Origin of the sequence: Paraburkholderia nodosa (genome assembly GCF_001718195.1) — a bacterium.
Lineage (GTDB): Bacteria > Pseudomonadota > Gammaproteobacteria > Burkholderiales > Burkholderiaceae > Paraburkholderia > Paraburkholderia nodosa_A.
Genome location: NZ_MCNV01000039.1, coordinates 41,827 through 61,221, shown reverse-complemented (window position 1 = coordinate 61,221; position 19,395 = coordinate 41,827). Strand labels below are relative to the sequence as shown.

Sequence of the window (19,395 nt, the reverse complement as noted above, 5' to 3'; positions counted from 1 at the left end):
CCCTTTGCTCACCGAGCCGATAAGTACAACGGATCCCAATACGGACAGAAGCGTCGGAATGGCACTCCATGCCGCCATATTTTCGATCGTGAAGATGGCGATGGCGGTCGACGAGATCCGGCTCGCAAGCGTTCCCGGCTGAATATTCGAAATGTAAGCGGGCGAATGACCGGTGAGGTATCCGAACAGTTCACGGCGTACATCCCCTGTCACCGCGACGAAGGTCCGCACGCCGGCCGCGCCTGCAAGACGCCAGAACAGGTTATCCGCGAACAGGAGTGCAACGATGATGAGGAATGCCTCCACTACACGAGCGGGATGCGCGTGACCTGCAGGTAGCGTGTCGATGAGATTCTTCGTCGCAAACTGGGCGCCCAGCGAACAGGCAATGGCTGCCACGATGCCTGACAGGACCACCAGGTGGCCGTACGGATGTGCCCGGACGTAACGCAAGAGCAGACTGATCGGTTTGCGTGCATACTGAATCAATGCCGTCGCGCGGCGTCCGCGAATCTGCCTTCGGGGTTCCCCATCTGCAATGTCTGCACGTGTCGTAACCATCGCGGTACGCCCCTGTTAGCGCCAGATGAACGTCTGATCAGAAATGGCGCCAGCGGTAAGTGCGCATAAGTCGTTCCTGAGAGCGCGTGTTGTCATTGCACGACCGGCAATCCAATCCAGAAGTCATAGCCTGCGCCGCTCCCGGTCGTACGCACGAACAGAAAAAGGAGCTGATGAAGGAGGCCGTACTCCCGCGGATCTTGAAGTGCCGCTCGAACGGCGGCGTCCTGTTTTCAGGGCGGGAGCTGATTCACGAACCCGTCCAGCATGCGCGCGAGCCGCAACCCTCAGAAGAGCGAGGAGGGCACGGATCAAACCAGTGATGCAAGCGGGGCACGTGGCCCAACACCTTGGAGACTTCGCTGGTTGAATGGCCGTTCCGCAATCGACAGAGGACGTCGGGATCGACGGGATACGACGGGCCGTAACGGGTCACCTACGGAAGGCTGTAGGCGAAGGCGATCCGCTGCGCATGGCCTTCCTATGCACTTCCCAGTTCGGTCATTTCCAACTGTTCGCCTTCGCCTATGAGAGACTTTCCAACGGCAACATTCATGCGCGTAATGCACGCTCGGTGACCCCGCTCGCTTTTCGGCGGCCTCGACTTACTGGCCGTCGTCAGTGGCGACGACAGGGATCCTGCGACTCGCTATTGCTTTCTAAATCTGGTGCTGGGGGCAACACAATGAGCGACTTGTCAATGAGGTCCAACGCCCTCAGACGGCCGCTCCAGCAAACCGAGTGATCTGGCGGCATGGAGGCTACCCATAAACACCGTATCGCGCTGTCCGATCGCTCTGGATCTCGGACTTGAGACGTCTGCGGTCCACGTGCCAGCGGTGGCTGGTCCAGCTGCGCAGTGCCCGCAACAGCACCTGGCAGTCGTCGCATTCACATCGCAAGCCATTCATTACAGCCTTCCACTACTACGGCATTCCGCAGAGGAGCGACGTGCACGCTCAAGAAAGGCGGTGCGCACGGATTTGTAGTACCAAGGCTGTTCGTCGATATTCGGGCAACCAGACGAAGCCTGCATGATTGATTGCTCCAGACGCTGGGGGGCCGGTGACTACTGGCAGCCTCGCCAGCAGGATTCGCACGGTGGAAATCGATCTCCGCCTGGGAAACTGCAGACGCGACGGAGGAAATGGCACGCCGGTCCTGCTGCTAGTTGTATGGCCGGGCGGGCGACACTCTTGTTGATCAGGTCGAGGAGCCGGGACGCGGCGAAAGGCTTGCGAAGAAAAGCCCGAAAGGCACCAGGGTCAGGCGGCTCCGCGATGGCCGAGGTGAGCACCACCGGGACCCTCGAAAGCTGGGGATCATCAGCGAGTGCCTTGGCCAGCTCGAGGCCATCCATGAGAGGCATCATGTAATCGGTGACCACTAGCTCTGGCGGTTGCGAACGCGCGAGCACCAGCGCTTCTGCGCCATTGCGCGCCTGAGCCACCCGATGGCCTTCGGACTCGATAAGCCAGACCAGGGCGTCGAGCATGCGCGGATCGTCCTCAACCAGCAATATCTTCGCCACGTATCGCCCCTGCTTTTGCGTTTCAGGGCGATCCTGAGCCACCGGTACAAAGCCAACTCGCGTGTCCTTACGTGGATGCCATCGGCTTCCTCTGCACGCGGTAACGTCTGGCTGTCTATTCGAAGGTCTGGTTCGTTGTCTGTCAGAAGCACGCGCCTTGTCAGCGCGCATCTGCGGAGGTTGGCTATAGCGCATTTTTCATTCCCGCCCGACCTTGCGCGCCATCTGCAAAGCAGAACATGGACTGGCCGCTTCAGGCTTTCGCCTCCACCCTCACAGCGGGTTGAGCATCTAGCGCGGGACATCACCGGATGCGCCGTCAAATCGCACGCGCGCGGCATGGATGTCGGGATAACGACGATCTGCCCAATCGATGAGGGCCGCCATCGGGTCCAGCAGGGACTGGCCTAGCGGAGCCAGACGATATTCCACGCTGGGTGGGCTGGTGGGAAAACATGGCGGGTGATGAGTCCGTCGCGCTCCAGATCGCGCAGTGTCTGGGTAAGCATGCGCCTGGAAATGTCAGGGATGGCCCGGTGAAGCTCACTGAAGCGCCGCGACCGCGTCGCGAACTCCATGATCATGAGCATGCTCCATTTGTCGCCGATGCGGTCGAGCACGTCGCGAATCGCGCAGTGTGCAGGCTGGGCGGCGCCCAGTTCACGTTGATAACGGCTGAATCTCTCGATCGTCTTCTGGACAGTGCTTATTCGGGTTCCCCTAAACTCCTCTGGTAACAAAAAACTGCCTCCTTCCGGCGCGAGGCATTGGTCTCTATGATAGACCTACCCTCAAACAAAGACTGCTCCACAGGGAGCTCGAATGTCAAACCCTGTTCCCGGCCGCCTTCCGTAGCTGACTCCGGCAGGCATCTGGGCCGGCGCGTGGAGTCGCAGGCGGAAGCCGAAGATTCCACATTACCGCATCCAGCAGTAGCCGCAGAAGTGTTGGCATTTAAGGGCAATTTTAATTTCAGGAGAACTACATGATTTTGGTAATGGGCATTACCGGACGCGTAGGTGGCGCAACGGCCCAACATCTATTGGCGCAAGGCCGGCAAGTACGGGCGCTGGTCCGCAATCGCGAGAAGGCGGCGAATTGGGCGGATCGAGGCGTGGAACTCGTCGACGGCGACTGGAATGATGCGGCCACCGTGGAGAGGGCGCTCGACGGAGTCGACGGCGCATTTGTCATGTTGCCGGCTGTCTGGGCACCCTCGCCTGATTTCAGGGAAGCAAAGGGCGTGATCGCGAACTATGTCGAGGCGCTGACCAGAGGAGCGCCGCCGCGGGTGGTTGTGCTCTCGTCGATGGGGGCGAACAGAACCAGCGGCCTGGGAATGATCACGGCCCTGTCGCTTCTCGAGCAAGGACTACGCGATCTGACGTTGCCGATCGCCTATGTGCGAGCCGGCGGGTTTTTCGAAAACTTCCTTTACGGCCTGCACGTCGCCCAGAGCGGAACGCTACCTGTCTACTACAACCCGACGAGTCGGAAGTCGACCATGGTCGCGACCGACGATATCGGCGCCGAAGTGGCGGCGCTGCTGACCGAGCAGCCGTGGTCCGGGCATCGCGTCGTCGAGCTTGGCTCGATGGTCAGCGCGGACGAAGTCGCGGCCCAACTGGGCGAAGTCTTGCAGCGCGACGTCAAGGCCCTTTCCATCCCGCGTGCCGGCTGGCCAGCAGCGTTCGAACAGTTCGGCGTCCCGAAGGGACAGACCGGGCCCGCCGAAGCGATGTTCGACGCCGTCAACGCGGGCTGGATGGATCTCGGCGTCGCGGGTACGGAGCACATCGCGGGCACGACGTCTCCTCGCGATGTCTTTGCGGCGGCCTACAAGGCCAATACGGCATGAACAACGGAGACGGCCGTCTCGTCGAACAGACGGCCGCACTAATCCTCGGCTGTGCACTCAACAGAGAAGGTAGAACGAATGTCCAAGATTTCCTGGCGCCAGGTATTACCTTTGGTTCTTGCCGCTTTTTTCGTCGTCGGATCGCTCAGCAACATCGTCGCCCCGCGATCCATCTTTGAGGAATACCTGAAGTGGGGATATCCGCAGTGGTTCCATTTCGTAACTGGTTCGCTGGAACTCATGACTGCCCTTCTGCTAGCGCGACCACGGACGCGGCTGTGGGGCTCGGCGCTCGGCTGCACCGTAATGTTGGCTGCGCTGGCAACCGTCGCAGTGCACGGCGAATACGGACACGGAGTGGCGCCGCTTGTCGCGGCGACACTATCGATTGTTGTGGGCTGGATTGCCTGGCGCGAGCGGCTCGCTACCGGTTCTTTGGCTCGGGCCTGAACCTTACGCGGTCTGCTAACAAGCATGCTGGCCGTGCTATTACTCAAATCCCAGTTGGAACAGCGCTGACTTCTTGAATTGAGCTTCGCGGTTGGTTGGTCAGCTGGCGTCCGAAGTACTTCGGAAGCGGTCATCGACGTCTTGTGCTCGCGACGGGCCGTTCAGGGTCGACGGACTGATATGACTTTCTGTGTCAATCTCGATCGGTTCTCGGGTTTGGTGCATCTGAATTTCCTGAGGGCGACGTAGCAGTACGTCTCGACGGTGGGTCACACTGATATCCGCGGGTTGGTTACCGCATTACTGTGGTCCGCCCTATGAGCCTGCCGCTACCTAAAGTCGCAAGTCGCATGAGATGTGTTACATAGTCCAATCGCGGGTTACTCGGGTGCCGGGCTACGCCGCCTTCAGGAAACTCCTCGTATCCTCGTTAATGTGGTGTCAGACTGGTTTGGCATCCTTCGGTATGGCGAGGGACATCGCCAGTCTGCTGATGTCCCAGATGAACCCAGAGAGCTCTCGCGCAACGGCAACCACACCGGTGTTCACATTCTTGCCGCGCGCTGCGAGCTTGCGATATCGCCGGCACAGTCGCAGCTGAGCATCCCATGCGCGATCAATGATCGGTTTCGGGATTCCTTCATGGCGGCGCTGGATATCCGGGCTCACCCGGGCGGGGTATCTGTAACTCCACGCAGCCTCCACGAGCAGCTTTCTTGCATAGCTGTTCCCGTTTTTTGTAATACTGCCTTGACGGCGCCGGTCTCCGGAAGAGTGCTCGGAAGGCGTCACCCCGAGCCAGGCCATCAGCTAGCGCGGATGCTCGAATCGCGACAGGTCGCCGAGTTCGGCGAGCATGCCTACGGCTGTGGTGAACTGGATGCCCCGCATTGCCTGCAATCCCAGTACGGCTGGATAGAAGCGCCAGTTGACGACAGCCTCGCGCAGTGCCGTCTCAAGGCGGTCGCATTGTGTGAGCCTGTCTTCGATGGTACGGCGGCACTCGTCAAAGGCCAGTTGTTGCCAGTGGTTGGGGAACGCAAAGGCGCTGATCCACCGTCGGTGTGCCGGACCCCAGTTCGCGCTGCCGGTATAACGGATGCCATGGGAGAGTAGAAAGGACTTGAGCCTCTGGCGCGCGTGCTTGAGATCCGCTTTTGCTGCGGCCCATGCGCGAGCCAGGTCCCGGAATGCTTCATCTTCGACGCCCGGCACGTAGACTGCCGTGAGATCACCTGCGCGCAACGAGCGCACGAGTTTGAGTGCGTCGCGGCGGTCGGTCTTGACCCGCTCGCCGGGTTTCTTCGGGATCAGCGAAGGGGCACATACCATGCAGTCGAATCCCTTCTGCAGCAGTTGCCGGTAAAGGCCGTAGCCGCATGGACCTGCTTCGTAGACAATGCATACGTGCGGTGCCTTGGACTGCATGCGCTGGCACAAGCGATCGATGTCCGCCTTCGAGGTGCCAATCTTGCCCAGCAACTCCACCTCGCCTGTCTCGACGGCGTAGGCTGCTGTGATCGATTCCTTGTGGACATCCAAACCGACGTACACCGTGCTATCGTGTCCCATGCTGGCCTCCGTGGTGGAAATCGCCGGGTGTCGCCCTCGTGCACACCATGCGGCTCTGGCAGCAATGTTAACCCGCGTCTGATTTCTCACGGCGGGCCAGCCAGCACCTCACGGAAAGTCATACTGCCTAAACCGCTCGCGCGGTAGGGGCTACGGTCCGACGCTGGTGGTCAGGGAGAGGCCGGTCACGCGGTTTTATGTTGGCGAATGAGGCAATCCGCCTCGTTCTTCAACAGGAGCCGAATCATGACCTCCTTACCGGCAAACGCCAGCCTACTGCGCCAGCGCATGATCGACGACATGCGCATGCGCCAGCTTGCTCCCAAGACGCAGGACATCTATCTGCACATCGTGCGTGAGTTCGCCCGGCTTCTCGGACGCTCACCTGACACGGCCACCGTCGAGGACCTGCGGCGCTACCAGCTCTATCTGGTCGACCACGGCACATCGGCCGTGTCGCTGAACCACGCGATCACCGGCCTCAAGTTCTTCTTTACCGTCACGCTCGACCGGCCCGAGCTGATGGTCAGGATGCAACCAGTTCGCGTTCCCCGCGTATTACCCGTCGTGCTCAGTCCTGGTGAAGTGCGACGACTCATCGAGGCGGCCGGCAACCTGAAGCACCAGACCGCGCTGTCGGTCGCGTACGGCGCGGGGCTACGCGCCAGCGAAGTGGTAGCACTGAAGGTCACCGACGTCGACAGCGAACGCATGACACTGCGTATCGAGCAGGGCAAGGGCCGCCGCGATCGCTATGCGATGCTCTCGCCGGTGCTGCTCGAGCGCCTGCGTGTGTGGTGGCACGTGGCGCGGGCGCAGGGCAAGATGCTCGATGGCGGGTGGCTGTTTCCTGGGCTCGATCCCGTCGACCCGCTCAGCACGCGGCAACTGAACCGCGCCATCCATGCCGCTGCCGAGGCCGCGCAGATCGACAAGCGCGTGTCCATGCACACGCTGCGGCACAGCTTCGCGACACATCTCCTCGAACAGAAGGTGGACATCCGCGTAATCCAGGTGCTGCTCGGCCATGCGAAGCTCGAGAACACCGCGCTCTACGTCCAGGTGGCCACCGACCTGCTGCACGAGGTCACCAGTCCGCTGGACCGTCTGCCCTCCGAGTAGGCCCGCGCGCTGTAGCGCCTCATGCTGGAGGTTGCGGACATCTTCCGCAGCCACGGGCCAGCGTGGCGAGCCACGGCACACCTGAGCCTGGGGCAGCTGAAGGTCATGTCGGCCATCGAACGGTGCCGCACGGCGGCACTGGGCGGACATCTGCTGCGCTGTTCAGGCTGCGCGAGGACAGAGGTGTCCTTCAACTCGTGCCGGAACCGGCATTGCCCGAAGTGCCAGGCCAGCGCCGCACACCGCTGGCTGGAGGCACGCCAGGCCGATCTGCTACCCGTCGAATACTTCCACGTCGTCTTCACCCTGCCTGCACCCATCAGCGCAATCGCCTGGTACAACAAACGGATCATCTACGGCCTGCTACTCGACATCGCCGCCGACACGCTGCGTACCATCGCTGCGGATCCGAAGCATCTTGGGGCCCAGATCGGGGCCACGCTCGTACTGCACACCTGGGGCTCGGCGCTCACGCATCACCCGCATGTGCATGGCATCGTACCCGGCGGCGGACTCTCACCCGACGGCGAGCGCTGGATCGCGTGCCGGCCCGGCTTCTTCCTGCCGGTGCGCGTCCTGTCGCGTCTGTTCCGACGTCGCTTCCTCGACGCGCTCGAAGTGGCCCACCGGCATGGCCAGCTGCAGTTCTTCGGCGAGTACACCGGGCTCGCGGATCCCGCCACCTTTGCCCGATGGCTTGCGCCGCTGCGTGCCTGCGAATGGGTGGTCTACGCCAAGCGCCCGTTCGCCGGGCCGAAGGCGGTGCTCGAGTACCTCTCACGCTACACGCACCGCGTTGCCATCTCCAACCAGCGCCTCGTCGCCTTCGATGAGCGCGGTGTGACGTTCCGCTGGAAGGACTACCGCGCGAAGGGGCACACCCGCTACAAGACCATGACCCTCGAAACCGGCGAATTCATGCGCCGCTTCCTGCTCCATGTGCTGCCTGGCGGCTTCCATCGCATCCGTCACTACGGACTGCTCGCCAACCCGGTGCGCCGCATCAGGCTCGCCAGGGTGCGCGATCTGCTACACGTCGCACCCCGGATCAGCCCGTCACCGGACAACGCCACCATCGAAACCCGGCCCGTCTTCATCTGCCGGCACTGCGGCGCACCGATGATCGTCGTCGACATCCTCGCGCGCAGCGCCCCGATCCGCGCACCGCCAATGCGCCGGGATCAGACATGAACTCCACGGTTCCCCGATATCCGAACCGACCGTCGGCTTTGCGGCAACGCGGCCCACGAACGGACGTTTGCGCGTGTCGCTTCGCGAAGCACTTCGCCTGCCCGCGTCCTCATCGTGAATGCACGACTGCACCACTTTGCTATGGCGTTAGCGACACGCCGACACCCCGCCTGACGGTGCCAATTCCGACACCACTGACCATCCCAGCCTATCATTCGCCATAGCCGCAAAGCTTCCAACCGCACTGGGGCACTCCGCGGTTTCCTCCATCGGGTTTATTCGACGCCTGCCGACACACGCGGAGGCATGCACATTCCTGCGGCCGACGGCAGGCATCGAATAAACCTATATGAACGTCCCCCGGATTGCACCGGTTTTTCGCTCGTAGTGACTGACAGGAAGGTTGCAGCTCTATATCCGGCCTTTTCTACAGCCTGACTGGCTGCTGGCCCCTATGAAATCCGCTGACTCGCACCTCATTCTTAACGCGAGCTCGAAGCTCTTGGTTATTCCCAGGTTTGGCGAGTCCCGGTCCTACCTGTGTCGTCATCACTTACGATTGCCAGCGCAACTTTGAGAGTTCACTCCATAAAATCAGATTTCTGCTTACGTGAGCATCAGGCGGTCAGGTGTGGCTTGATGCTCACGTAAGCGCGTTCATACTCACGACCATGTACCAGGATTGCCCAGATTGTTCGCGCCATCTTGTTCGCCAGTGCGACGGCCACTATGTTTGACGGGCGCCGGAGGCTGATCTGTTTGAGCCATTCACTCGGCTCCTTCGTATGGTGCAACACACTGCGCGCCCCGTGAACCAATAGAGTGCGTAGATAGGTATCGCCCCTCTTACTTATCCCCAATAATTGAACCTTTCCTCCCGTGCCCGTTTGGGCGGGAACGAGGCCGAGCCATGCTGCGAACTCACGCCCTGACCTGAATGACTTTGCATCACCCATCGTCGCGACCGCTGCGGTCGCTGTCAGCAGGCCGACGCCTGGAATCTCTGCTATCGCCTTGCAGGCATTGCTCTCTTTCATCCAGTTCAGCAAACGGCGTTCGATGTCGGCGATCTGACGGTCCAGGTTTTCGAGATCGTTCCACTGCTCGCGCAGTGACTCGATCAACATGGCCGGCAGCCGGTCGGCCAGCCTGGCCAGCACATGCGGGATTGCTTTGTCCAGCGCAGCGCGGCTCTTGCCCATCACTTCTCCATATTCGGTCAGTAGACCACGCAGGCTGTTGATCTGCATCGTGCGGAATTTGAGCTTCTGTTGGCGCATCCGATGGAGCGCCAGGACGGCCTGCTGCGCTTCACTCTTTACGGCGACGCTCTTGCTGGGCATTTGCGTGGCCATCCATATGGCACGCGCGTCAGCCGCATCATTCTTGTTCCCGATGTTGAACGCCTTGGCGAACTTGGCGGGAACCAGCTTCACCTGATGTCCCATTTCAATTAGCCGCCGCGCCCAGTGCTGTGAACCGCCGCAGCCCTCCATTCCAATCAAACAAGGCGCGCGATTCGCGAAGTGTTCGAGGAATGCTGCGCGCTTGATCGATCTGTTGAAGACTTCACCGGTCTCCGGTTCGACCCAGTGCATCTGCATCACATTCTTAGCGATGTCTACGCCGACGGTCATATAGCTCATCTCGCATCCTCCGGTTTGCCGCGGGAAACCTTCATCATCTCCCAACTGGAAATTTCTGGGCCCGTCAGCGCGTGCGGATTCGCTCACTATGTCGCCACACCGACGGGTGGGGGACGTTCATTCCATTCTTAACGAAAGTGTGAGTTCGCTGATGCAAGAAGCTGACGTCGGGTTGCTCGATGCAGCCACTGTCAGCAAACCGCCACGTTGCTGACGTACCACCTGGCGCACCTCAATGTCAGCAATGGCCGACTGTGGTCCACGAGAAATCGAAGTGGATGACCGGATGGCGCCGTTAGCTGCCGTGGATGTCTGCCACCGTTTGGCCGCAACGATTCCGCCCTCTGCCCACGGAAGCAGGAAGATGTTCTTGATCTTGTGGGCGATCTCATTATTTTTTCGCCCAAGGACTCAGCCTACGGAGGCGCGATTGAGCGCTTCAAACTGCCACTGCCCGACGTTTCAGGTGCGACTTACCCGGCAGGCACGGGTAAACGCTATTCGCACATTTGGCTAAATTCTTCCTACATTAGCTCAGCAGTACAAATCACAACCAGTTGAGAGGTGTTTATGGCTGCGGGAAAGAAAGACGCCAAGCTCGCTAGCAAGCAGCTTTCGAACAAGAAGAGCACACCCAACCAGAAGTCGGTCGCGGGTTCGGACTTGAGCCGGGCAAGGAAGCAACCGGCACCCCCGCCCAAAAAGAAGTAACGATGCAACCGACGCTTTGCTCACATACACCCGTCTGCATGACGGGTTTTTAATACCCCCCGCAACTACCAATGATGGACATTGAAATGGCCACTGCCCCCTGTGCGTCGTATGCCGACGATGGTCCGCTGCGACGGGCGCCCAGAATTAGAACGAGGACGACAGGGATCCGCATGAGTCGCAATCGTGCCGCCGTGCGCGTGCTGATCACAGCTCGATGCGGCAGTCTCGTTGCACTGCTGGCGCTCGCAGGCATCGCCCATGCCTACCAGCCATCGTCGCCCGACGAGTCCCAACTACAGGAGCACGGCCACTACGTGAACCACGAAGGGCATGTCGTGCATTCGCCTGCGCACTCCCGAAACGGCGCCGTGCCGGTCGGTGCCACGGCAAGATGTGGCGACGGGACATACAGTTTCAGCCAGCACCACTCGGGCACGTGTTCGCGTCATCACGGTGTCGCCGAGTGGGAATAACGAAAAGCCGGGAGCGGGCAATGTAACGAGGACTGACGGGTTTCGTCGCGATGCTAACGCTTGGTTCATGCGCCACGGTTCACGAAAGTTTTGCCCCGGATGGGCGACCTGCCTACACGCTGAACCGCAGCGGCTTCGCCCGCGGCTGGGACAAGTGCTTCGAGGCAGCTGGGGATATCTGCAAGACGGCTGGTTTCGACGTGATCGATCGAAGCGACGAAGACGCGGATGCGGTGGGCGCGAGCCGAAGTGGCCTATTCGGCGCGAAGACGAACGAGCGATCGATGGTCATCGCCTGCAAAAAGCCAGCGGCCTGATCCTCGGCGAAGGAATGGCGTCCTGGCTGGCAATGCTCTGCCCTCGCGCGAACTCTCAGGAAGTCCGGCAAGTGCTACCCCTCCAGCACACGATTCGAATGCGCGAATGCCGCGGCGCCGGTCAGATCTATCGCATGTCCGTCGCGAACCCGGTCAACTGACAGGTTAATTGATCGCGCCGATGCGGACGTTGCAGTACCTGACGCGTGTCCGGTGGTCGACCAGTAATTCCTGAACATGGAACGCTAACATTCGAGCGCCGATGCTTCGATTTGCGTGTCGAATCTAAGCGTTCGCTGATTTCCTCACCCTTTAGCTTACCAAATACCTTCATAAATGCCTTAACCGAGGTCGCTTGATCGAATCCGCGGACCGCTGGCAGCAACCGCCCGCAATAGACATTCAGGTTTGGCGATAGCTGTCGTTAACCAGCGGCAGGCGCGATCGACCCAAGCCATTTTTCCTTCTGCACACTGCATCACTTCGTCCGATTGGGCGAATCGCGTAGAGAGCCTAGCGAAAGCCATCGTTAAAGCGCGCCATCGAAAGTTTTTTTCAGTGGGGTCGAACGACGACCCGGCGGGGTCAGCACGGCACTCATCGCGTCAACCCTTTTGCGGACCCGATGGTTCGATCGTGCAACGTCGGCCGTCATCAAATATGCGTTTCCGTTCGGTATAAATCGTCCGCCGATTATCGCCTGTCGATCGCTGACGCGGATTCCGCGGCCGCGCCCTGCAACATTTCGTCGGCCGACCGCCCGGATCCGCGTCGTGAACTTGAAACGACTCAATAAGACCAGACAAGTAATTAACTACCGCATGCAACCGCAGAATCGCTACACAAACCAAGCCGTCACTTCCCCCGACCACGCTGCCCCGTCTTCGCCCTCCCCCGCAATGGCGAAACTCTCGCGCGGACAACGCGCCATGTGGTTTCTGTGGAGCCTGAATCCGAATGGTGCGGAGTACGGCCTGCCCATGGCGTGGTCCATTCACGCTGCGCTCGACCTGGACGCTTTTCGCGGGGCATTGCAGGATCTGGTCGCACGGCATCCTGTCTTGCGCACGACGTACGCGGCACCCGAAGGCGAGCCTGTCCAGCTGATCCACGCGCACGGTCAGCCGGATTTCCTGCACGACGATGCGTCGCAATGGGACGCTGCCGCCTTGCATGCGCGCCTGACCCAAGAGGCTGACACAGGATTCGACCTGAAAAACGGCCCGGTTTTCCGCGCACGCCTTTTTTCACGCGCTGCCGACACGCACGTGCTGTTTCTGAACTGCCACCACATTGCCGCCGACACGTGGTCGCTCATCGTGATGATGGAAGAACTGGGGCTGCTGTACCGGGCGCGCGTTGACGGAAAGACGGCGGAATTGCCGTCCACCGGGCTGTCTTACGTCGACTACGTCGAGTGGCAGGACAACCTGCTCGCGTCCTCCGTGGGTGAATCGCATGCCGCCTACTGGAAAAGGCAGCTGAGCCAGCTTCCCGTGCTCGACCTGCCCACCGACCGGCCGCGTCCGCGCGTTCAGACTCACGTTGGCGCGGGTCATTCATTCGAGCTGGGCAAAACGCTCACGCAGCAGATCCGCGCCCTCGCGCGCGCGCAGGACGTCACGTTTTACACGGTGCTGCTCGCCACCTTTTACGTGCTGCTCTACCGCTATACGGGGCAAGACGATATCGTGGTCGGCTCGCCGCGCTTCGGGCGGCCGCCGCAAGGCTACGCGCGCACGGTCGGCTACTTCGCGAGCCCCTGCGCGCTGCGCGCGCGTGTGGACGGCGAAAACACGTTCAATGCGTTTCTCCAGCACGTGCGCGCGGTGCTGGTCGGCGCGAAGGAACACCAGGACTATCCCTTCCCGTTGCTCGTGGAGCAACTGGGCGTGGCGCGCGATGCGAGCCGCAGCCCCATTTTTCAGGTGTCCTTTACGTACCAGAAAGCCCATCTCGACCATATGCGCGGAGTGGCGGCTGCACGAATGGGGTTGGGTGGCGCGGAACTCGATCTGGCCGGCTTGCCGCTCGCGTCTTATCCGCTCGAACAGCATGGCGTCAAGTTCGATCTCGACTTCGTGGTCGAAGAGGTGGGCGGCTCCCTGCGCGCGGTGTGCTGGTACAACACGGCCCTATGGGACGCGCCGAGCATTCGCTATCTGGTCGATCAATTCCAGACGTTGATCGCGAGCGCCGTCGATGCGCCGCACACGGAGCTTAGGCATTTGTCGATGCTGAGCGCGCGCGAGCGCGCCGCTTACGCCGCCTGGAATGCAACCGAAAACCGTTTCCCGCAGACGCCCGCACACCGGCTCGTCGAAGACTGGGCGCAACGCCGGCCGCAGGCCGCGGCGCTGCTTCACAAAACGCAGACGGTGTCGTATGCCGAACTCAACGCGCGCGCCAATCAGCTTGCGCATCATCTGCGCCGCCGCGGCTTGAAACCCGGCGAGCTGGTCGGCGTGAGCATGGAGCGCGGCCCCGCACTGGTGGTCGCGATTCTCGCGGTGCTGAAGGCAGGCGGCGCGTATTTGCCGCTGGACCCGAGCTACCCGCAGGAGCGTCTTGCCTACATGCAGGACGATTCGGGGCTGAGCTTGCTGCTCACGGGCCAGGGCGCCGGCGCGATGGCATCGTCCTCGAAGGTACGGCGCGTGTGCGTCGATACGCAAGCCGCTGCAATTGCCGGCGAGTCCGTGCAGAACTTCGAGATCGCCTCGAAGCCGAACGATCTCGCGTACGTCATCTACACCTCCGGTTCCACCGGACGCCCGAAGGGTGTGATGCTCGAGCACTACGGCCTGTCCAACATGGTCCATACCATGGCCGCGTTGTTCGAAATCGGCCCGGACAGCCGCCTCCTGCAGTTCGCGTCGGCGAGTTTCGACTCGTCGGTCGCGGAAATTTTCAGCACCTTGTGCGCGGGCGCCGCGCTGTGCCTCGCGTCGAAAGCGGACATGATGCCGGGCTCGGCGCTGATCGACACCATTGCGCGCCACGCAGTGACGGTGATCACGCTGCCGCCTTCCGTTCTCGCTTTGCTGCAGCCCGAAGATGTGCCGACACTGCGCACTGTTGCCGCTGCCGGCGAGGCATGCAGCCTCGATATCGTCAAGCGCTGGGCGCCTGGACGCCGCTTTCTCAACGCGTATGGGCCGACCGAAGCGACGGTGTGCGCGACCATTGCGCCCCTGCAGCCGGACGCCGAACGCGTGTCGCTCGGGCGGCCGATCGCGAACACGCGCGTGTACGTGCTCGACGCGCAATTGCAGCAGGTGCCGGTGGGAATTGCGGGCGAGATCCATATTACTGGCTCCGGTCTTGCACGCGGTTACCTGAACCGCCCCGACCTCACGGCCGAGCGATTCATCGCCAATCCGTTCGGAGGCCCGCACGCGCGCATGTATAAAACGGGCGACCTCGCCCGCTTTCTGCCCGACGGGAGCCTCGAATACCTCGGGCGCCTCGACCATCAGGTGAAGATTCGCGGCTTTCGCATCGAGCTGGGCGAAGTGGAGTCGGTGATCGCCGGATGCGCCGGCGTGCGCGAAGCGCTGGTGATCGCGCGGGCGACGAACGGCGGCGCGCCATCGCTGCTGGCTTACGCCATTGCTCACGAAGCGGGCGCCATCACCGCTGCTGACATTCGCGCCCATGCGCAAGGCAAGCTGCCCGACTTCATGCTGCCCTCGGCGATCATGCTGCTCGACGCATGGCCGCTCACCCCAAACGGCAAAATCGATCGCGCGGCATTGCCCGACGCCGAGCGCGTGACCCCGCACAGCGTGCTCGCCCCGCGCGACGCGCTCGAGCAGCAGATTGCCGACGTGTGGAAAGCGGTGTTGAAGCTGGACGCCGTGGGGATTGACGACAATTTCTTCGAAGTCGGCGGTCATTCGCTCGATCTCGTTCGCGTGGAGATCGAACTCGAACAGACACTCAGGCAACACGTGCCGACGATGGACCTGTTCCGCTTTCCGAACATCCGGTCGCTGGCAGATCACCTGCGCGGCGCGTCCGGACCGGCAGCCGTTGCCGCGCCGTCCAACCCTGCGCAATACATCGCGCGAAAAGCGGCGCGCGTGCCGCATGGCGTCGATCATGCGGACACCGACATCGCCATCATCGGCATGGCGGGCCGCTTCCCCGGTGCGCAGAGCGTTGCGGAGTTGTGGCGCAATCTCGTGGCCGGTGTCGAATCGGTCAGGGCGCTGAGCGATAGCGAGCTGCTCGCGGCCGGCGTCGATCCCGCCCTGCTTGACGACCCTCGCTACGTGAAGCGCAAGGGCGTGCTGGACGACGTGGATCGATTCGACGCCGCGTTTTTCGGCTACCCGCCGCGCGAAGCGCTCCTGATGGATCCGCAGCAGCGCCTCTTCCTCGAAACGGGCTGGCAGGCACTGGAACACGCGGGCTATGCGAACGCGGGCTACACCGGCAGGATCGGCGTGGTCGGCGGCACGGGCCGCTCGGGGTATCTGCTTCATTATCTCGACGCGCATCCGGAAAGCGCTGCCGAACTGTTCCAGACCACCATCCTCAACGAGAAGGACTTTCTCTCCACGCGGCTCGCGTACAAGCTCAATTTGCGCGGCCCGGCGCTGACCGTGCAAACGGCGTGCTCGACCTCGCTCGTCGCCGTTCATGTGGCCTGCCAGCAATTGCTGCTCGGCGAATGCGATATCGCGCTGGCAGGCGGCGTGTCGCTCGAAATGCCGCACGGCACCGGTTACCTGCATCAGGAAGGGCACATTCTTTCGGCCGATGGGCGCTGCCGTCCGTTCGACAGCCGCGCGCAAGGCACGGTGCGCGGCAGCGGCGGCGCGATCGTCGTGCTCAAGCGTTTGTCCGCAGCGCTCGCAGACGGCGACCATGTGTGGGCGGTCATCAAGGGCTCCGCGATCAACAACGACGGCAACGCGAAGGTGGGCTTCACCGCCCCGGCCACCGACGGCCAGGCCGACGTGATCGAGCATGCGCTCGCGCGTGCGGACGTCGATCCGGCAAGCATCGGCTTCGTCGAGGCGCATGGCACCGCAACGCCGCTGGGCGACCCGATCGAAGTTCATGCGCTCACGCGCGCGTGGCGCCGCCATACGGATGCGCGGCAGTTCTGCGCGCTCGGGTCGCTGAAGTCGAATGTCGGCCACCTCGACGCAGCGGCGGGCGTCACCGGCCTCATCAAGGCTGCGCTATCCGTGCATCACGGCAAGATTCCGGCGACGCTGCATTTCGAGTCGGCCAATCCGAAGCTCGAACTCGAAAAGAGCCCGTTCTGGGTGAACAACACGCTGACCGACTGGCCGCGCACCGCCACGCCGCGGCGCGCCGCCGTGAGTTCGTTCGGCATTGGCGGCACGAATGCGCACGTGATTCTGCAGGAAGCGCCGTCGCAGGCCGCGCGCGAGCGCGAAGGCGATGCGGCGTTTCACGTGCTGGCGTTGTCGGCGAAATCGGAGCGTGCGCTGCAGGCGATGACCGACAACCTGGCCAGCCACCTGCGGGACGATCCTGCCGCCGATCTGGGCGATATCGCCTACACGCTTCAACTGGGACGCACGCACTTCCCGCACCGGCGCGTCGTCGTGTGCGACAGTGCGTCCGCCGCGCTCGAAGCGCTCACTGCACTGCCCGCAACGCGCAGCGGCACGGGCGTGACCGCGCCGTCCGCGCGCGTCACCTACCTGTTCCCCGGACAAGGTCTGCAGCAGGTCAACATGGGCCGCGATCTCTACGCGTCCGAAGTCGTGTTCCGCGATTGTGTCGACCACTGTGCGCAGTTGCTTCAGCCGCTCATGGACCTCGACATCCGCACGGTCCTGTATCCGCCAGTCGATGTACCCGGCGCAACCGATGCCGCACGCGAGCGGCTCATGCAGACGTCCATCACGCAGCCCGCGCTCTTCGTGGTCGAATATGCGCTCGTGCGACAACTGGAACATTGGGGCGTGCGCCCGCACGCGATGATGGGGCACAGCTTCGGCGAATACGTGGCCGCGTGCGTGGCCGGCGTCATGTCGTTGGCCGGTGCGCTGAAGCTCGTCGTCCTGCGCGGCCAGCTAATCCAGGCCTTGCCCGCCGGTTCGATGCTCGCAGTCGAAGCGTCGGCGCAGGAACTGGCGCCCTACGTCGCGAACGGCGTGGATCTCGCTGTGGTCAACGCGGCGCGCTCTAGCGTGCTCGCGGGTCCGGCCGAACAGATCGACGCCGTGCAGGTGCGCCTCGACGACGCCGGCTTGCGCTGCAAGCGCGTGGCAACGTCGCACGCGTTTCATTCCGCGATGCTCGATCCGGCGCTCGAGTCATTCATGGCGCTCGTCAGCCAGGTCGAGTTGCGTGCTCCGCAGATTCCGTACATCACCAACGTGACCGGAACGTGGGTCACGAACGAGCAGGCCACCGATCCTGCACATTGGGTGCGCCATATGCGCCAGACGGTGCGGTTCGCCGAGGGGCTGGACACGTTGCTTCAGTCACCGGACGGGCTCTTTGTCGAAGTGGGCCCGGGGCACGCGTTCACCTCGATCGTCCGGCGGCATGCGGACAGTGCGAATGCGCGAGTCGCAACGGCCACGCTCTCCGGCGCGCCGGGATGGTCCGATTGCGGCGCGCTGGCGCTGAGCGTGGGGCGCTTGTGGGTGGCTGGCGTCGCGCCGTGCTGGGATAAGCTGCACGAAGGCGCCAAGCGGCGGCGTGCCGCGTTGCCGGGCTATCCGTTCGAGCGTCAACGTTTCTGGCCGCAGGCACGAAGCACGAGCCCGGCGCGTGCTGTGGCTTTGCAGCCTCGCCAATCCGCGACCGAACCGGACGCAGCCGCATCCCACGATGCGTCGACCGCGGCTTCTTCGCACGACACCGTGGAGTCGCAGCTGACCCGCATCTTCGCGGAAGTGCTCGGCATGCCGTCGGTTGCCGTGACCGACAACTTCTTCGAACTCGGCGGCACCTCGCTTTCGGCGCTAAGCGTCATTCTGCAGATTGAACAGTTGATCGGCCATCAACTGCCGGCGGCGGCGTTGCTCGAAAGCCCCACGGTGCAAGCGCTCGCCGCTTCGTTGCAAACGATGCGCGACCCGCGCCGCCAGCAACTGGTAGGCATGCGCACCACGGGCGCGTTGCCGCCACTCATCTGCATTCACCCGTATGGCGGCCATACGACCAACTACGTCGAACTCACGCGCAGCCTGGGCGGCGACCAGCCCGTGTACGGCATCCAGGCGGGCGGCCTGCAAGGCGAATCGACCCCGCTGCGCAGCATCGAAGCGATGGCTTCGGATTACATCGACCTGATGAAATCGGTGCAGCCCGAGGGCCCATACCGGCTGGTCGGGCATTCGATGGGCGGATGCATTGCGTACGAGATGGCGCAGCAGCTTGAGCGACGCGGCGAAAGCGTGGCGCTGCTGGCCCTGCTGGACTCGCGCGCGCAAAACACCAGCGTGCAACCGCTGTACCGCAACGGTACCTACGGCAAGATGGCGGCCCGGCAATGGCTCAGCGACGACGCCGTGATGCTCGGTATTCTCATGCCGAAGCTGTCATTCGATTGGGAGAACTTGCGCGATGTGCCCGCTGACGTGCACTGGCGCCATGTGCTCGAGGCCGCAACGCAACAAGGCTTGCTGCCGGCCTGCACAGGCGAGCGGCAGATCAGGCAGGTGCTGTCGGTGATCGCCGCGAATGACGAAGCGCTTCGCACGTATCGTCCGGCGCCCTTTAGCGGACGCGTGCTGCTGTGCTGTGGCGAGGAAGGTTTCGCGCGGCAGTTCGGCGAACCCGACCTCGGCTGGGGCGCGCTCGCCGAAGCGCTGGACGTCGTGCACGTGCCGGGCGATCACCACAGCATCATGAGTCGCGAAAGCGCGCAGATCATCGCGCGTCATCTGCAAAGGCACGAGCAGGAGTGCCTCGCCTGATGCCCCAGCCCACCTCGCTCGAGCCCGAAACATTGCAAGGA

Annotated in this window: 10 protein-coding genes and 2 pseudogenes; 7 read left to right on the top strand and 5 right to left on the bottom strand. The window is 62.6% G+C overall.

The features are described from left to right. The 3 genes and pseudogenes from BFD71_RS35865 to BFD71_RS35855 form a co-directional block, all read right to left on the bottom strand. Positions 1-561, bottom strand: a pseudogene (locus BFD71_RS35865) (ABC transporter ATP-binding protein); the annotation flags it as partial. A gap of 1,069 nt (positions 562-1,630) precedes the next feature. Next, on the bottom strand, positions 1,631-2,092 hold the full coding sequence (locus tag BFD71_RS35860) for a response regulator (protein ID WP_141710914.1): 462 nt from the start codon (positions 2,090-2,092) through the stop codon (positions 1,631-1,633). A 407-nt stretch (positions 2,093-2,499) separates the two neighbouring features. Continuing rightward, the gene (locus BFD71_RS35855; RefSeq protein WP_256095065.1) at positions 2,500-2,832 is read right to left on the bottom strand and encodes a winged helix-turn-helix transcriptional regulator; all 333 of its coding nucleotides are present in this window, start codon (positions 2,830-2,832) and stop codon (positions 2,500-2,502) included. Between the two features lie 245 nt (positions 2,833-3,077). Between BFD71_RS35855 and BFD71_RS35850 the strand changes: the two genes are divergently transcribed. After that, positions 3,078-3,950: an NmrA family NAD(P)-binding protein gene (locus BFD71_RS35850; protein ID WP_069268946.1), complete on the top strand. Its 873-nt coding sequence runs from the start codon at positions 3,078-3,080 to the stop codon at positions 3,948-3,950. 78 nt (positions 3,951-4,028) lie between these two features. Continuing rightward, a complete protein-coding gene (locus BFD71_RS35845) occupies positions 4,029-4,400 on the top strand; it encodes a DoxX family protein (RefSeq protein WP_069268945.1) in 372 nt (123 codons plus the stop codon). Positions 4,401-4,841: 441 nt separating this feature from the next. Here the strand turns inward: BFD71_RS35845 and BFD71_RS35840 are convergent. Beyond that, positions 4,842-5,972 (bottom strand): annotated as a pseudogene (locus tag BFD71_RS35840) (IS110 family transposase). A 246-nt stretch (positions 5,973-6,218) separates the two neighbouring features. On the opposite strand from BFD71_RS35840, the gene BFD71_RS35835 reads away from it, so the two are divergent. Then, the gene (locus BFD71_RS35835) at positions 6,219-7,094 is read left to right on the top strand and encodes a site-specific integrase (RefSeq protein WP_069268944.1); all 876 of its coding nucleotides are present in this window, start codon (positions 6,219-6,221) and stop codon (positions 7,092-7,094) included. A gap of 21 nt (positions 7,095-7,115) precedes the next feature. Next, the gene (locus BFD71_RS35830; RefSeq protein WP_069268943.1) at positions 7,116-8,285 is read left to right on the top strand and encodes an IS91 family transposase; all 1,170 of its coding nucleotides are present in this window, start codon (positions 7,116-7,118) and stop codon (positions 8,283-8,285) included. A 617-nt stretch (positions 8,286-8,902) separates the two neighbouring features. On the opposite strand, the gene BFD71_RS35825 is transcribed toward BFD71_RS35830, so the two are convergent. Next, on the bottom strand, positions 8,903-9,931 hold the full coding sequence (locus BFD71_RS35825; RefSeq protein WP_069268942.1) for an IS110 family transposase: 1,029 nt from the start codon (positions 9,929-9,931) through the stop codon (positions 8,903-8,905). An 884-nt stretch (positions 9,932-10,815) separates the two neighbouring features. Between BFD71_RS35825 and BFD71_RS35820 the strand changes: the two genes are divergently transcribed. The 3 genes from BFD71_RS35820 to BFD71_RS35810 all read left to right on the top strand — a co-directional run bounded on the left by BFD71_RS35820 (position 10,816) and on the right by BFD71_RS35810 (position 19,354). Next, positions 10,816-11,118 (top strand): DUF3761 domain-containing protein, encoded by a 303-nt coding sequence (locus BFD71_RS35820; RefSeq protein ID WP_069268941.1) that lies wholly within the window; start codon positions 10,816-10,818, stop codon positions 11,116-11,118. Between the two features lie 50 nt (positions 11,119-11,168). Further along, the gene (locus BFD71_RS35815; protein WP_069268940.1) at positions 11,169-11,435 is read left to right on the top strand and encodes a hypothetical protein; all 267 of its coding nucleotides are present in this window, start codon (positions 11,169-11,171) and stop codon (positions 11,433-11,435) included. A gap of 821 nt (positions 11,436-12,256) precedes the next feature. Further along, positions 12,257-19,354 (top strand): hybrid non-ribosomal peptide synthetase/type I polyketide synthase, encoded by a 7,098-nt coding sequence (locus BFD71_RS35810; protein ID WP_083245668.1) that lies wholly within the window; start codon positions 12,257-12,259, stop codon positions 19,352-19,354. The last annotated feature ends 41 nt before the right edge of the window (positions 19,355-19,395 follow it).